The organism is Fusicatenibacter saccharivorans, from assembly GCF_015557635.1.
GTDB lineage: Bacteria > Bacillota > Clostridia > Lachnospirales > Lachnospiraceae > Fusicatenibacter > Fusicatenibacter saccharivorans.
Genome location: NZ_JADNOP010000007.1, coordinates 1 through 14827 on the forward strand (window position 1 = coordinate 1; position 14827 = coordinate 14827).

The window sequence follows — 14827 nt, forward strand, 5'->3', positions numbered from 1 at the left end:
TGTAAAGTTTTTTAACTTTCTTCAATTTTAGTATTGACTTTTTATTTGCAGGCTAAAGTAACGAGAATGCGACGCGCAGTTTTCAAATTCATAGCGACAGATTAAAACTCGTACGGTGGGTTTCCGGAAAAGTCTGCGATTACACCGTGTGCATTGTCCAGATAGAACACCTCGAAAATCGGGTTGTCAGCGGTCTGGTACTGGCCTTTTACGATCGGGTTCTGCATGCACACTTCTTTTACAGCCATGTTATTTTCAAACACTGCGGTTCCGTGCAGACGGATCCATGCGTAGGACGGGCTGGAAACAGAGATTTCGATTTCCGGATTCTCCTGCATATCTTTGTAAACATCTTTTGTGTTGTTGGTGCAGAACCACAGTTTTCCGTCAACCTCTCCTGCAAACATGAACGGGCGGCATTTTGCCTTTCCGTCACGACCTACCGTTGCCAGATACTGTACCGGATTCTCATTTAAAAATTCTACTGCTTTGCTCATTTTACTTTCCTCCATTTTGTTTTTTTGAATTGTTTTTTTCTTTCGATGGCTTTATAATAAGTCCATAGAGTTCTTTCGTAAAGTAAGCACAATATTGTGGTGTAGTTACCCAAAAGATACTATTGTGTAAAATCAGACGTTTCCGCCATCTTTCAAATCATTATTTTCTTCAAAAAGGAGGTCTTCTCTTATGTCATCCGCAGAAAAAACACCCGTTTCTCTTGCTGATCTTCCGCCCTGCCCGGTGGAAACTACGCTGACTCTGATCAGTGATAAATGGAAAGTTCTGATCTTGCGCGATCTGCTGCTCCACGGCACCATGCGGTTCGGCGAGCTGAAAAAGTCCATCGGTCACGTCTCTCAAAAAGTTTTAACTTCCCAGCTCCGCCAGATGGAACAGAGCGGTCTGGTCAACCGTAAAGTTTACGCCGAGGTACCGCCGCGTGTCGAATATTCCCTGACGGAACTCGGCTTCAGCCTCCACCCGATCATGGATGCGATGTGGGACTGGGGCGAAGTGTATAAGAAAAAGCTGGCGCAGGAAGAAGACGCTGCTGCAAATGCATGAACGAAAAAAGTCTGTTGAGAAACAGCCCATTTCGGTTTTTCTCAACAGACTTTTCTTCTCTTCTATCTTCCTTTCAGCACAATCGTCTTCCAGCTTCCGATCGTTCCGTCATACGTTCCCTGCCATACCGGATAGCGCTCGATCGGCAGTTTGACTTCAACGGTCTCCCGGCTAAAGTTCTGGACAAACACGTACCTGGTTCCGTCCTTCTGCTCGCGCATCGTGACTTCCACACCTTCCGGAACTTCTTCCACGATCCGCTCCACACCGGCCTCTTCTGCCAGTTTCCGGCAGACTTCATCGTACAGTCCCTGTTCAAAGTCCGCACAAACGGCATACGCTTTTCCCTTTCCATACACATTCCGGGTCATCGCCGGCATGCCGTCATAGAAATCCTTTCCGTATGTCATCACCACTTCCGCCGTCGATGGCTGTACCAGCTCGCAGAGATGACTGCAGCGGTATGCCCGTTCCAGATGCAGCGGATTTTCCGGCTCCGGAATTCCTTCGTTCCATTCGCCATCGTATAAGCCGTCAATCTCCATACTCCGGAATCCCATCACATCCATCAGGTCATGCGGTGTTCCGCCTAAGTAACAGAGATCCGTCTCATCCACAATGCCGGACCAGTAAGTCAGCAGAAAAATTCCGCCGTTTTTCACAAAGTTCCGAACCTTCTCTGTCCATCCTTCCCGCAGCAGATAAACCATCGGCGCTGCCACAACACGGTATCCGTCGAGGCTGCACGTCTCATCAATCACATCCACATTGATGCCCAGTTTCCGGAATGCCTGATATGGCTTTTCCACGGTTTCTTTATAAAAAACACCTGCATTCCGCGGACCCGCCGCATCTTCCACCGCCCAGCGGTTTTCGACATCATAAATCACGGCTGCTTCCGCCGGGTTCTGCGAACCGTTCACTTCCTGCAGTTTCTCCAAAGCTACGCCGACTTTCGTCACTTCACGGAATACCCTAGTATCCGATCCGCCATAATGGTCGATCACGGCCCCATGGAATTTTTCGGATGCACCGCGGCTCTGCCTCATCTGGAAATACAGCACACTATCCGACCCATGCGCAACTGCCTGCAGTGACGCGGCCTGCAGCATGCCCGGTTTTTTCAGCTTGCTGACGGACTGCCAGTTCGTTGCGGAAGGACAGCTCTCCATCAGATAAAACGGCTTTTTCTGAATGCTCCGCATAATGTCATGCTGCATACCTGTATCCATCGCTGTTACCGTCTCCGCCTCTTTATGCCAGGTCGGATAATTGTCCCAGGATACAAAGTCAATCACATCGGCAAACTTGTAGTAGTTCAGTCCGGTAAAGTTATACATCATATTGATGGTAGACGGCTGTTCTGCCCCAGCGTCCCGCAGCGCTTTGATTTCCCATTTTACAAAATCCGCGGTCTGATCCGTCACAAACCGTTTCCAGTCCAGATTCAGTCCATGCAGCGAAAAATCTCCTTTCGGAGACGGGCTCTCCACCTGGTCAAAACTCTGGTAAGTATGACTCCAGAACCCGGTATTCCAGACACGGTTCAGCCGTTCCAGTGTGCCGTATTTTTTCTTCACCCAGCCGCGGAATGCCTCCTGGCACAGCGGGCAGTGGCACTCTCCGCCGTATTCATTCGAAATATGCCATGCAATCACGCCAGGGTGATCTTTGAACATTTCCGCCAGCTTCGTATTGATGATTCTCGTTTTTTCCCGGTAAACCGGTGAGGTATAGCAGTGATTATGGCGCTCCCCGTACAGATTCCGTTCTCTCGCTGCATTGACACGGAGCACCTCCGGGTATTTTTCCGCCATCCAGCGCGGTCTTGCCGCCGTCGGCGTGGAAAGCATAACCACAATTTCGTTTTCGTACAGGCGGTCAATCACCTCTTTTAACCATTCCAGACGGAAAACTCCTTCCTCCGGCTCTAAAAATGCCCAGGAAAACATGCCAAGCGAAACCTCGTTGATTCTGGCTTTCTTGAAATACGCCAGATCCTGTTCCAGAATCTCCGGGTAATCCAGCCACTGTTCCGGGTTATAATCGCCCCCGTGCAGGAGCTTTCCAAAATTTACTTCTTTCCCCATCTGCTTTTGTCTCCTTTTCTTTCGCAGACAGCCCATCCTGTCCACGGACAGAATGGGCTGAACGCATCAGATTCCCTTAAACGTAAAGGTAAACTCCAGTTTTTTATCAATCGGAATCAGGTACTCCGGATGGGTCTGTGCACCCCAGCTGTCGTCTCCGCCAACACCCATCTGCTGTTTTGCCACGCGCACAACGGTGTAATGTACCTGCGGCAGTTCATACGGATGCATCGCATTTTCCAGCTCGTGCGGTGTGTACGGCAGTGCGGAAAATTCCATCTTGTCGCCGCTGAACATCATACCGCGGCCCTTGCGGTTCGTCACGGTTGCCCAGCGTACACCAACCTTGTTGCCGCACTCCTGCGGAACGAGATATTTCGCCATATTATCTTCGACTTTATTCTTATAAACACCGAGCTTTGCTCCGGCACAGCGGTCCACATACGTCTCCTCCGGTCCCATGCCGTACCAGGTAACGTTGTCATAATCGGCATCCAGTTTGAACATCACGCCGAATTCCGGCATATCGCCGAGCTCTTTCACCGGATCATACGTCAGCGTCGTCTGAATGCTTCCATCGCCGAAGACACGGTAGGTCAGACGGCACTCGCTCGCCGGTGTGGTCGGCATTACATAGCGGTAGCTGACTTCTGCGCAGTCCTCGTGTACTTCGATTTCCGGCGCATACAGTCCCGGATAATGGCTGCCGTTCGGATATTTGTGGGACAGATACATTGAAGCAATCTTCCACTGGCTGTAACGCATCGGCATCAGGCTTCCGCAGTCATTGTCGATCGGCGCACGCCAGAAGTTCGGTTTCGGAATCATTTTGATCATCTCAACGCCGCCGTAACGGTACGATACGAGTCCGCCGTTCAGATCGGAGAACATCACATCGAAATTTTCGCCGCGCACACCAAAATCATGGTTGGAACGGATCACTTCAAATTTCGCCGGTTTTTCTGCTTTCGCCGGTGCTTCCACTTCATAAACACCCTGTCCGAATGCAACTTCATGGCCGCGCTTGCCCCATATGGTATCTTCTTTCAGGCGGAAGGAAACGGTCACCGCATACTCGCCCGGAAGGGTCTGTACGGCAATCGGAAGCTCCACTGTTTTTTCGGAAAGCGGCTCCACGGAAATTTCCATCGGCACTTCTTTCAGTTTCTTTCCTTCTTTTTCGAGAATTACCACGCAGTCAAACGCATCGGTATTCACAAACAGGTTCTTATTTTTTACAACTGCTTTGTCTTTCTGTACATCCACAGCAATGTTCTGATAGCAGAATTTTACTTCCTGCATCTTCGGGGAAGCATCGCGCTCGCCGCCGTATACAATACCATTTCCGCTGAAATTGTAATCGCATGGATGATCATCAAAGTCTCCGCCGTACGCCTGGAACTCTTTTCCGTAGCGGTCTTTTTTGTAGATTGACTGGTCGATATAATCCCAGATAAAGCCGCCCTGGAACAGCGGTTCTTCCTCGGCAAGATCCATATATTTCTTCATGGCGCCGCAGGAATTTCCCATCGCATGTGCATACTCACAGCAGACATACGGTTTTCTTCTGTCTTTCGACAAGAATTCACGGATTTCATTGACGGTGGTGTACATCCGGCTTTCCATATCGCTGGTGTCGTTGTATCTGCGGTCGTCATTAACTCCTTCATAATGAACGAGACGGGTCGGGTCCATTTTCCGGTATAACTGGGACATTTCAAAAATAACTTTTCCGCCAAACGATTCATTTCCGCAGGACCAGATCAGAATCGCCGGATGGTTTTTGTCTCTCTGATACATCGAATTGACACGGTCGAGCATACAGTCCATCCACTCCGGGCGGTCGCATGGTACAACACCGGAGAAATCTCCGCTTCGTACCGCATCCGTATCTCTCGTTCCATGGGACTCCATGTTGCACTCCGCGATCATGTAAAGACCGTATTCATCGCACAGATCATAAATGCCGACCGCATCCGGGTAATGGCAGGTACGGATTGCATTGATGTTGTTCTGTTTCATCGTCGTCAGGTCTTTGATCAGCTCTTCTCTCGAAACGACACGGCCGGATACGGAGCTGAACTCGTGGCGGTTGACGCCTTTAAAGACAACCCGCTTTCCATTCAGCATCATGATGTGGTCTTTCATCTCAAAGCGGCGGAATCCGACTCTCTGCGGAATCAGTTCCTGCACCGTTCCATCCTCTGCGGTGACTTCCAGCAGAAGATCATACAGTACCGGTGTCTCTGCGGACCACAGTTCCGGGTGATCGACTTTCAGAACAAACTGTGTTTCCCCATCCAGCACACCTTCGGTGCTCTGCAGTGCCGTTCCGTCTTTTAACAGGGTAATTTTTACCTTTCCTGTTCCGATCATTTTCGTATCAATGACCAGATCTGCCTTCGTAAACGTATCATCCAGCAGCGTCTGTACTTTCAGATCCGAAACGTGAACCTCCGGAATCGTGTACAGATACACATCACGGTAAATACCGGAGAAACGGAAGAAATCCTGATCCTCGCACCAGCTTCCGCTCGTCCATTTGAAAACCTGCGCAGCCAGTTTATTTTCGCCCTCTTTCAGATACGGGGTCAGTTCAAACTCGGACGGAGTAAACGTATCCTCGCTGTAGCCAAGGAACGTTCCGTTCAGCCATACGGCAATACCGCTCTCTGCTCCCTGGAAGGAAACAAAAAGCCGTTTTCCTTTCATCTGCTCCGGCACTTCAAAATATTTCACATAGGAAGCCGTCGGATTGAACCGCTCCGGAATCTCGCCCGGCTGGATCTCTTCTCTTCCTTCCCATGGGTACTGCACATTGGCATACTGCGGTGCGTCATATCCCTCCATCTGGATATGTGCCGGCACGCGGATATCGTCCCATTTTGTGCAGTCATACTCCGGTGTCTCGAATCCCGGAATCGTGCTCTCGTAGTTCTTTGCGTAATGGAATTTCCACAGTCCGTTCAGACTGTGACGGAAGTTTTCCACATGCTGCTCCATTTCTTCCACCGATCCATAATATCTGTGATCGGAATGCGCCGCCACCCGGTTTTCTCCATAGTACGTCGGGTCCTTCACTTTTTCATACTGAAATACACCCATTTTTATTTTCCTCCTTCTGGAATTTTGTTCTTTTTGATCTTTTGAAAAAAAGGTGGATATTCATCCAAATATCCACCTTTTCTGTTCGATTCTTTTTCTTATTTTACGGCACCTGTGATACCTTCTGTGAAGCTCTTCTGGAAGCAGAAGAAAATAATTGCTGTCGGGATCGTACAGATAAATACGCCGAGCATCAGCACACCATAATCTACAGTGTAGCCGCCGAGCAGGTTCGCTACCAGCATCGGCATGGTGATGGATTCATTGTTCTGTAAGATAACCTTCGGCCACAGGTAGTTGTTCCATGCGTTCATAAAGGTGATGATTGTTGCTGCCGCATACGTCGATTTCATGGTCGGCATATACATACGAAAGAAAATTCCTGTCTCGCTTAAGCCATCGAGTCTTGCCGCTTCGATGATATCGTGCGGGAAGGAACGGGAAGCCTGGCGGAACATCATGATCATGAACGGTGTTGAAATCGAAGGAAGCATGAAAGCTGCCATCGTGTTGACCATCTTTAGCTGGGAAAACATACGGAACATTGGGATCATGATGGCTGCGAACGGAATCATCATCGCAGTCAGAAGTACGGTAAATACCGCATCTTTTGCTTTATCATGATAGATCTCAAATCCATAACCGGCGATCGAGCAGACCAGAAGACAGAGAATGGTCAGCACCGTCGCATTCCGGAAGGAGTTGCACAGTGCAAGGCGCAGGTTCTGCTGCGCAATCAGCGCTTTAAAGTTGTCAATCAGATACGTACCCGGAATCAGTTTTCCGGCAATGACATCAATACTTCTGTTTGTAGACGCGCAGAACATATAGTACAGCGGAAAAACAGAAAGGATCGACGCTACCGTTAAAATCAGATACATGAAAAATTTCTTTGCTTTTCCCATTATCGCTCGTCACCTACTTTCATCTGAAGCAGTGCCAGAATGGCTACCATGATCAGGATCAGGATGGACATTGCTGCCGCATAGCCAAAGTTCGGGCTCTGTACAAAGGACATATTGTAAATATAATGAGACATGGTCATGGTTGATTTTCCAGGACCTCCGTTTGTCAGGTTCAGGGACTCATCGAACAGCTGCAGAGTACCGTTGGTAGAAGTAATTGTGGTCAGCAGAATCATCGGTTTTAACAGTGGAACGGTGATCTTGAAGAAAGTCTGCAGCGGGCTTGCGCCGTCGATTTTGGCTGCTTCGTAGATCGAATATTCAATGTTCTGCATACCGGAGAGATAGAAGACCATGTTGTATCCGGTCCATCTCCAGATCAGGGCGATGATGATAACCGCACGGGCTGTCCACGCATTGGAGAACCACATGATCGGGTTCATGCCGAGGCCGCGGAGAACGGTGTTGATAAAACCGTCATTTGCAAACAGGGAACGGAAGATCATCGCGTAAGATACGAGAGATGTTGCGCACGGCAGGAAAATGCAGGTACGGAACAGTCCCTTAAAACGCAGATCTTTGTTGTTCAGCATGGAAGCAAACATCAGGCCGAGGATCAGCATGATCGGCACCTGAATAATCAGATAAAAGAAGGTGTTGCTTAAGGTCTGTTTAAAGGTCGGGTCTTTTAAAATACGGGCATAGTTTGCAAATCCGTTGAATTTTAGGTTGATGCCCATACCTGTCTGTAAAGACAGGATGAATGCCTGAATCATCGGATAAAAGCTCATCCATGCGATCAGGATCGTTGCCGGCATCAGGAAAGCCCAGCCGGTAAGATTCTGTTTTCTTTCCAAGTTCATTCCTTTTTTCTTCTGACTGCTCATGGAATCTTCCTTTCTTTTTTTACCTGGCGTGTGTTTGAAAAAATCTTTTTGCAGACAACATTTCATGTTCTCCTGCAGAAATCATTTTTCAAACACACACCGCATAGATACAGAACGGGCCTGCTTCTGTCTGTCCAGGAAGCAGACCCGTTTCTTATCGTCCTACTTTTTTATGTATTGCAGGATATCAGCCACCCATGTTGAACTCTACAGTTTCCTGTGCGGTCTGAAGTTCGCTGTCCATATCTGCTCCTGTCTGGATGATATTGGAAAGTGCGGTTCCGACAGCATCACGTGCATCGTAGTAGAATGCTCCAGTGATGTTGGATGGAGTCTTGGTTGCGAAATCAACGATCTTTGCGTAAACCGGGTCATCGCTGAAGAATGCAACTGGCTGTGCATATGCTTCGGAATCTCCTGCCGGTGCCCAGGTTGCCAGAGCGCCTTTTGCGATGATATCATCGTAAAGAGCTGTGCTGCCTGCGAAGGTAGATTTCATAAAGTCAATGGCAAGATCCTGTTTTTTGCAGTTGGAAGAAATTGCCCAGGAAGAACCACCGTTGTTGGAGTAGTTGGTTGCTCCGTCAACGCCGTCCAGTTTCGGCATATTGGTGATTGCCCATTTGCCGGACTGATCTTCATTTGCTGTGATGGAAGCCATGATCCAGCATCCGTTGATAACGCCTGCTGTAGTTCCGTTGTTGATGGATGCGATGTACTGATCCCAGTCAGTAACCTCTACAAGAGTGCCATCTTTTACCATCTGGCTGTAAATCTCAAGGATTGGTTTCAGTGCTTTGTTGTCTACGATGTTGACAGATCCATCTTCGTTGAAAAGGGACTCACCGCAGGACTGCAGCATTTCCATAACAAGGTCCGGAGATCCGGCCTGAGATGTCAGGATCGGCTGGCCTGTTTTCTCTTTGACAACTTTTGCTTTCTCCATAAAGTCATTCCAGGTGATATCTGTGAAATCATCTACGGTGAAGCCTGCCTGCTCCAGCATATCAGTACGCAGGCACTCGATAACGGCACCATTGTCGAACGGAATTCCGTAGTTCTTCCCATCCAGAGTAGAGTAAGCAACTTTTGCGGATGAGAATTCGCTGAAATCAATTCCGGAATCGGTCAGATCGGTGAAGATGTCCGGATAGTTGGTTGCATATTTCTGGAAGGAGTTATCCTGCATCAGGAAGATATCCGGCAGAGTGCTTAAGTCTCCTGCGGAAACTGCTGTGGTCAGACGGGTTTCAATGTCGTCGGACTGTACTTCGCTGACTTCTACTTTGAATCCTTCGTGATCCTGTGCATAAATTTCAGCTGCTTTCTTGATCGCGTAAACGTTGAAGTTCGGGTCCCAGGTCCATACGGTTAAGGTGTTGTCATCATCAGAGCTGCCCTCTACTACGTCGCTGCTCTCTGATTTTGCAGTGGTTTCACTTGCTGCTGATGCATCGTTTCCGCCGTTGCTGGAACTTGTTGTAGTTCCTCCGCTGGAACCACATGCAGCCAGTCCAAATACCATTGCTGATGCCATTACGATTGATACAATTTTTCTTTTCATATTGCACATCCTCCTTAAGATGTTATTTTACAACCGGAACCTCCGCACTTTTTACAGCGCAGAAATTTTTTGGTTGTTTTGTACATTTTTTATGTTTTTATTCCCTCAACATGTACAAAGTATAACATATTTTCCCGTCGTTTGTGCGCATTTTTAACTCTATACTATGCATTTTCAACCATTTATATGCATTTTGACGGACATCACCATCCTTCCTGTGTTTTTATATCAAAATTCAACAATTTTCGTTCATAATGTTCCGGTGCACTTCGCCACTGCTGTGGAGATACACCAAGAATCCGGCGGAAATTACGGTTAAATGTAGAAATTGTTGTGAATCCGCTTCGCATTGCAATCTCATTTACAGAAATATTTGTTTTCCGCAGTTCCTTACATGCCGCCCGGATCCGGACCCAGTTAATGTACTCAACCGGCGTCATCCGCATGGATTCCTGAAAAATACGGCGCAGATGTGTTTCGCTGATATGACATACCTCTGCCAGCTCCTCAATTCGAAGAATCTCTTTATAATTTTCTCCAATATAATCCAGCGCAGGCAGAATCAGAGCGATACTGGCATCATCTACAATAGAATTCTTTTCCTGCTCCTCGTCCCTTTCATTCCATCTGGCAATCTGCATCAGAAGCGCTCTGGTCAGTCCTTTCACTTCCTCGAGATAAAATTCCCGTTTTTCACCCATGCATTTAATGATCAGTTTGATCATCTCCGCGACCTCCGGCCTTTCCTCATTTTTCACAAAATGGGCCTTCTGGTTAATACGCGCAATCAGCTTTTGTGCCATGCGCATATTGCCCTTATACAGCTCTGTAATAAATCCTTCCACATCCACAAACACCCATGCCCAGGAACATACACTGTTTTCTTTTGAGTTTGTTGTATGCGGAAAGTTTTTCGGCACCACCGTAAACATACCGCCATGATACGGCAGTTCCTCATCTTCCAAAACAATCGTTCCCTCACCGTAATAGCAGAAACCGATCTCCATCAGGTTATGAAAATGCAGATAATCAATCTGATACCCATAATTCTGCAACCATTTTTCTCCCTGCAGCACCAGCACCGGGCATTTTTCCGGCACTTCGTAATAGCGGTATTCCATTCTGGGTTTTTTCTTTCTGCTCATATCCGTACCTGCTTATTCTACTTTTTTCTGAATCATCGCCAGAAACACGAGCGGTTCTTCCCCTGCGCAGGAAACCGCATGGCCGCTGCCGTCCTCGCAGAACGTCGTCATGCCCGCCTGCACCGGATATGTTTTGTTATTATCCTGATATATTCCCTCCCCGGACAGAATGTGATACACTTCCGTCTCGCCGTGATGCTCATGGTACGGGAGCTCATCGCCCGGTAAAATCGTTACTTTTGCAAAGAGTGTCACCTTTCCGGAAAGGCGTTCGCCTTCCAGCAATTTTTCTGTTGTGTGTCTGTCTGCCATTGTTCACGTCCTCGTTTTCGTAATCTTTCCTCTGTCAATCTCCACCGTCGTATCGCACAGTGCCGCGATGTCTTCCCGGTTGTGGCTGGCCAGAAGAATCGTTTTTCCTTCCTCTTTTAACTTCAAAAACAGCTGCCGCATCTCCTGCACGCCCTGGTTGTCGAGACCGTTCATCGGTTCGTCCAGGATCAGGAGAGAAGGTTCTTCCATAATCGCCTGTGCAATGCCGAGACGCTGGCGCATGCCGAGCGAATACTTGCCGACATGCTTTTTCGCTTCCGGATCCAGTCCGACTTTTCGGATAGCCTCATCGATCTCCTTTTTTCCGATCTTCCTGCGGATACCGGCGAGAAACTGCAGATTCTGTCTGGCGCTGTATCCCGGAAGAAAGCCCGGCGTCTCGATGATGGCGCCAATACTCTCCGGCGCTTCGATCTCTTTCCCGATCTGCTTTCCATCCACAAAAACCGCGCCATCATCCACCCGGAGAAATCCGCAGATGCACTTAAACAGTACCGTCTTCCCACTTCCGTTTCTTCCGATCATTCCGTGAATTTTTCCTTTTTCAAAGCTCAGGCTGATCCCGTCCAGCGCCGCGTAGCTGCCAAACTTTTTTGTCACGTTTTCTATTCTTATCTTTTCTTCCATTCTTTCAGATTTCCTCCACAAAGTTCAGATCCTTTTTCCGAATCCCGAGATACGAGAGGATCGTGCATGCGCCGATGACAATCGCAAAGACACTGTAAACATATGCCATCGACGGCCCGTTTCCATACCCCTGCCACTTGTAGCTCGCAATGTTCATCCAAAGCGGCGGCGCGCAGTAATAGCCGATTGTGATGTTGGAAAATTTGCTGAGCAGAAGCGCGGTGAGTGCGATGCCGCAGTTGATGACGATTCCAAATCCCCTGTGTACCAGAAAATTTCCGGCATAACTCACAACGCCTGTCATAACCGACAGGCACCAGATTGCAAGCATTGTGAGCCCCATTGCCTCCTGCGGCGAAAATCGCGAAATGATCAGATAATCCAACGGTTCCTGGTCAAAGGTATATGCCGCATTCGTCTGAGCCAGCGTACTGATCACCTTCCCCCATCCGGTTTCCCACCCTACATTCGGAAACACAAGCAGTACCGGAATCATACTTAAGCATATGGTGTAAAAAAAGGAAACAACCACAATGTATAGCATGTTTCCCCAAAACCAGCTTTTCCGCCCGACCCGCAGAATCTGCCACCCGCTGTTCGGTTCCAGAAACGGAGCATCACAGAAAAGCAGCAGAGCCCCAAGAACGATGATAATCTGGTCTCCATTATATCTGGTCATAAACGGCAGCATCCAAAAAGTCACATCAACTCCGGTCTGCTCGCAGAAGCCTCGAATACCCGCCGTCATTACATGAAAAAGGATCGCAATCCACAACAGCGCAACATAAAATCGTGGTGTTGTGAATGTTTTCCGCAAACGTATCTGACATACCCGAAGGCTCATCCGTATTCTATCCATTCTGCGCCCTCCTCTTTACCACTCGCACGAAAATTACACCTTCCATTCCTGTCAGAATAAGGAAATAACCAGCTATCACAAAAAAATCCTTAAAATTCCGGATACTTCCCCCATGGAGCTGGTACCACCTCATCTGGCCCGGCAGCTGCAGCGCTTCTGCTACAAGCTGGCTTGCATAATAAAAAAGAGCCGGTGTGCTGACCAGCACGAACAGATTTTTTATTTTCCCCGATATCATAAGCGCAAAAACTGCCATAAATGCATATTTGACAGCCTCAACTCCAAATCTTGCGGCAAGGTAAAACGGCAGAACGAGTCCATTTCCATAGCTTAAACCGCCTGTTAATGTTTCAAGCTCTTCTTTTTTTATCCACGGTATTTTTAATGCCAAAACGCCATAAACAACTGCCATTCCCAGAAAAATGCTGATCACAGAGCCGAAAAAGGCAACCACCAGATGCGACCAGCAATATGCTGTTCTCCCTATGCGTGTCTCAATGCATCTAAGATAGCCATTTCTGCTGTCTTCCCAATAGCTCAGCGCAAACGGCAGCACAGCCAGCACAGAAAACACTTCAAAAAATGCACCCACACCATGGCTGCTGACAACCAGGTAATATACCGATACATTCCACCGGCTCTGCATTGCTTCCTGACTGATGTTCAACACAGTAACCAGTATCGCACCTGCGATGGCAAAATAAAATTTTCCTGATAAAAACATTCTTTTAAAATCCATTTTTATCATTCGAAAAAAATTCATGAAAGATCACCTTCTTTCTGTTTTGATTTTCGAGATGGTTTTATCGGTTGATATATTCCATCCCTTGAAACTTCTCTTCGCCTCTATAAAAGATGTGACCCCGCTTAGCCCGGAGCCACATCTTTCACAAAAGTAATTTATTCTTTGAGTAAATCATAAAGCTCAGACAAACTCACCCCGCAATTTCCCGTCCATCCAGTGCATTGATGTAAACATACTGTTCGATCTCATCTTCTATAAATCGAAACTGCCACGCAGGAATCATATCACACATCCAATGCCCCGTTTCATTTCTTCCCGTTGTCATTGGGTAATAAATCAGTTTCATCTGATCCAGCGTAATCGGCTCGGCAATTGCCAAATCATACTTATTTCTCAGCGTTTCCAAAATAATATCTTTTTCCGCAAGAGATACCGGTTCCTTTTCCCGAATAGCATAGTGATTAACTGCTTGAAGATATTGAATTCCGCCCTCCGTTATAACAGCCTGTATTTTAGATGACGGAATATAAAGATCATCCTGCCGGTTAATTTCATTGCATAATACAGGAACCCCATTCAGATATCCCTGAAAAAACACCAGGAAGCAATCATCTGCTTTTGACCACTCATATTTCTGAATCTTCTGAGGCTTTAGCAATTCTCCATTCTCGATTGCCTGTTCCATTAATTCCTGCTGTTTTTCCATCTGTTTATACGAAAAACTGTATTTACTGGTCAATTCAACTTTTTCCCAGTCTCCAATCCATCTAACAAACTCTTTTCCTTCCTCTATCAGCTTTTCTTCGTCTTCCAATGAAATTTCCTGCTCATTGTCTCTGACCAAAATCCCTTCACCATAGGCTGATGTAATATATTCAACAGGTAAATTATAATAAACTTTTTTCCCTTCTTCCGTTTCCACTCCTAATATATTACTGACAGACACCGTTCCATTTTGATTTTTTAATTGTTCACCAAGTGTTCCCTCATACGAATAACAAACATCCGGCTCTCCCATGTCTCCTTTTCTTGTTTCCAATCCACTTTCCGGAATTTTCCCAAGTATTTTATTGAACACACTTTCTCCTTGAAATCCATCCACTTCTATCACACATTTTTCAAACTCGTTCCATTTTTTGTCCGGCATGTCAATAACCGCATCAATTTTTGCCTGGCTGCCAAGCTGAAAACGGATGTGCTCACCATTGCTTAATTCCTGATCCTTTTCATGTGTCACATTTGTTTCCGTTTCATCATTGCTGATAGAACTATTCCGTTCTTCTCCATTTTCCTGTTTTTCTACCTGCTGCAAATTTTCTGACTCATTTCCCATATTCTGACAACCTGTAAAGAACAGTAATATTACCATAATTCCCAATACTTTCTTTCCCATATATCCCCTCTTTTCAAAATTTCGTTCTTTCTCTTCTGTTACTCGAAGCATAACGAAAATTTTCTCCATCGTCAACGGATCTGGGATATCATGCTCTATCTGGGATAAT

General features: G+C 47.1%; 13 protein-coding genes. 1 reads left to right on the plus strand and 12 read right to left on the minus strand.

Annotation, left to right across the window (positions count from 1 at the left end):
• Positions 1 to 101 precede the first annotated feature (101 nt).
• Positions 102 to 497, minus strand: a complete 396-nt coding sequence (locus I2G42_RS07275; RefSeq protein ID WP_118742139.1) for a pyridoxamine 5'-phosphate oxidase family protein — start codon at positions 495 to 497, stop codon at positions 102 to 104.
• A 190-nt stretch (positions 498 to 687) separates the two neighbouring features.
• Between I2G42_RS07275 and I2G42_RS07280 the strand changes: the two genes are divergently transcribed.
• The gene (locus I2G42_RS07280; RefSeq protein WP_117804431.1) at positions 688 to 1065 is read left to right on the plus strand and encodes a winged helix-turn-helix transcriptional regulator; all 378 of its coding nucleotides are present in this window, start codon (positions 688 to 690) and stop codon (positions 1063 to 1065) included.
• Between the two features lie 62 nt (positions 1066 to 1127).
• On the opposite strand, the gene I2G42_RS07285 is transcribed toward I2G42_RS07280, so the two are convergent.
• The 11 genes from I2G42_RS07285 to I2G42_RS07335 all read right to left on the minus strand — a co-directional run bounded on the left by I2G42_RS07285 (position 1128) and on the right by I2G42_RS07335 (position 14769).
• Positions 1128 to 3155, minus strand: coding sequence for a beta-galactosidase (locus I2G42_RS07285; protein ID WP_195530901.1), 2028 nt, complete (start codon positions 3153 to 3155; stop codon positions 1128 to 1130).
• A 66-nt stretch (positions 3156 to 3221) separates the two neighbouring features.
• A complete protein-coding gene (gene lacZ, locus I2G42_RS07290) occupies positions 3222 to 6260 on the minus strand; it encodes a beta-galactosidase, LacZ type (protein ID WP_055226297.1) in 3039 nt (1012 codons plus the stop codon).
• Positions 6261 to 6358: 98 nt separating this feature from the next.
• Positions 6359 to 7165 carry a carbohydrate ABC transporter permease gene (locus tag I2G42_RS07295; RefSeq protein WP_022461292.1) on the minus strand — a complete coding sequence of 269 codons (807 nt, stop codon included), beginning with the start codon at positions 7163 to 7165 and terminating at the stop codon, positions 6359 to 6361.
• Complete coding sequence (locus I2G42_RS07300) at positions 7165 to 8052, minus strand: carbohydrate ABC transporter permease (RefSeq protein WP_022461293.1); 888 nt, start codon at positions 8050 to 8052, stop codon at positions 7165 to 7167. The genes I2G42_RS07295 and I2G42_RS07300 overlap by 1 nt, the downstream gene beginning before the upstream one ends.
• 187 nt (positions 8053 to 8239) lie before the next feature.
• Positions 8240 to 9616 (minus strand): ABC transporter substrate-binding protein, encoded by a 1377-nt coding sequence (locus tag I2G42_RS07305; protein WP_022461294.1) that lies wholly within the window; start codon positions 9614 to 9616, stop codon positions 8240 to 8242.
• 203 nt (positions 9617 to 9819) lie between these two features.
• Complete coding sequence (locus I2G42_RS07310) at positions 9820 to 10761, minus strand: AraC family transcriptional regulator (RefSeq protein ID WP_022461295.1); 942 nt, start codon at positions 10759 to 10761, stop codon at positions 9820 to 9822.
• 12 nt (positions 10762 to 10773) lie between these two features.
• Entirely contained in the window at positions 10774 to 11073 is a 300-nt protein-coding gene (locus I2G42_RS07315) for a cupin domain-containing protein (RefSeq protein ID WP_195530902.1), read from the minus strand.
• Positions 11074 to 11076: 3 nt separating this feature from the next.
• Entirely contained in the window at positions 11077 to 11721 is a 645-nt protein-coding gene (locus I2G42_RS07320; protein ID WP_118719874.1) for an ABC transporter ATP-binding protein, read from the minus strand.
• A gap of 4 nt (positions 11722 to 11725) precedes the next feature.
• Positions 11726 to 12580 carry a hypothetical protein gene (locus I2G42_RS07325; RefSeq protein ID WP_195530903.1) on the minus strand — a complete coding sequence of 285 codons (855 nt, stop codon included), beginning with the start codon at positions 12578 to 12580 and terminating at the stop codon, positions 11726 to 11728.
• On the minus strand, positions 12573 to 13343 hold the full coding sequence (locus tag I2G42_RS07330) for a hypothetical protein (RefSeq protein WP_195530904.1): 771 nt from the start codon (positions 13341 to 13343) through the stop codon (positions 12573 to 12575). Before I2G42_RS07330 ends, I2G42_RS07325 begins: the two co-directional genes overlap by 8 nt.
• 172 nt (positions 13344 to 13515) lie before the next feature.
• Positions 13516 to 14769 (minus strand): hypothetical protein, encoded by a 1254-nt coding sequence (locus I2G42_RS07335; RefSeq protein WP_195530905.1) that lies wholly within the window; start codon positions 14767 to 14769, stop codon positions 13516 to 13518.
• Between the last annotated feature and the right edge of the window lie 58 nt (positions 14770 to 14827).

What these genes read in the sequence shown, in the direction of transcription:
- I2G42_RS07275 (WP_118742139.1), bottom strand. Translation starts at nt 497, where the DNA reads ATGAGCAAAGCAGTAGAATTTTTAAATGAGAATCCGGTACAGTATCTG.
- I2G42_RS07280 (WP_117804431.1), top strand. Translation starts at nt 688, where the DNA reads ATGTCATCCGCAGAAAAAACACCCGTTTCTCTTGCTGATCTTCCGCCC.
- I2G42_RS07285 (WP_195530901.1), bottom strand. Translation starts at nt 3,155, where the DNA reads ATGGGGAAAGAAGTAAATTTTGGAAAGCTCCTGCACGGGGGCGATTAT.
- lacZ (WP_055226297.1), bottom strand. Translation starts at nt 6,260, where the DNA reads ATGGGTGTATTTCAGTATGAAAAAGTGAAGGACCCGACGTACTATGGA.
- I2G42_RS07295 (WP_022461292.1), bottom strand. Translation starts at nt 7,165, where the DNA reads ATGGGAAAAGCAAAGAAATTTTTCATGTATCTGATTTTAACGGTAGCG.
- I2G42_RS07300 (WP_022461293.1), bottom strand. Translation starts at nt 8,052, where the DNA reads ATGAGCAGTCAGAAGAAAAAAGGAATGAACTTGGAAAGAAAACAGAAT.
- I2G42_RS07305 (WP_022461294.1), bottom strand. Translation starts at nt 9,616, where the DNA reads ATGAAAAGAAAAATTGTATCAATCGTAATGGCATCAGCAATGGTATTT.
- I2G42_RS07310 (WP_022461295.1), bottom strand. Translation starts at nt 10,761, where the DNA reads ATGAGCAGAAAGAAAAAACCCAGAATGGAATACCGCTATTACGAAGTG.
- I2G42_RS07315 (WP_195530902.1), bottom strand. Translation starts at nt 11,073, where the DNA reads ATGGCAGACAGACACACAACAGAAAAATTGCTGGAAGGCGAACGCCTT.
- I2G42_RS07320 (WP_118719874.1), bottom strand. Translation starts at nt 11,721, where the DNA reads ATGGAAGAAAAGATAAGAATAGAAAACGTGACAAAAAAGTTTGGCAGC.
- I2G42_RS07325 (WP_195530903.1), bottom strand. Translation starts at nt 12,580, where the DNA reads ATGGATAGAATACGGATGAGCCTTCGGGTATGTCAGATACGTTTGCGG.
- I2G42_RS07330 (WP_195530904.1), bottom strand. Translation starts at nt 13,343, where the DNA reads ATGAATTTTTTTCGAATGATAAAAATGGATTTTAAAAGAATGTTTTTA.
- I2G42_RS07335 (WP_195530905.1), bottom strand. Translation starts at nt 14,769, where the DNA reads ATGCTTCGAGTAACAGAAGAGAAAGAACGAAATTTTGAAAAGAGGGGA.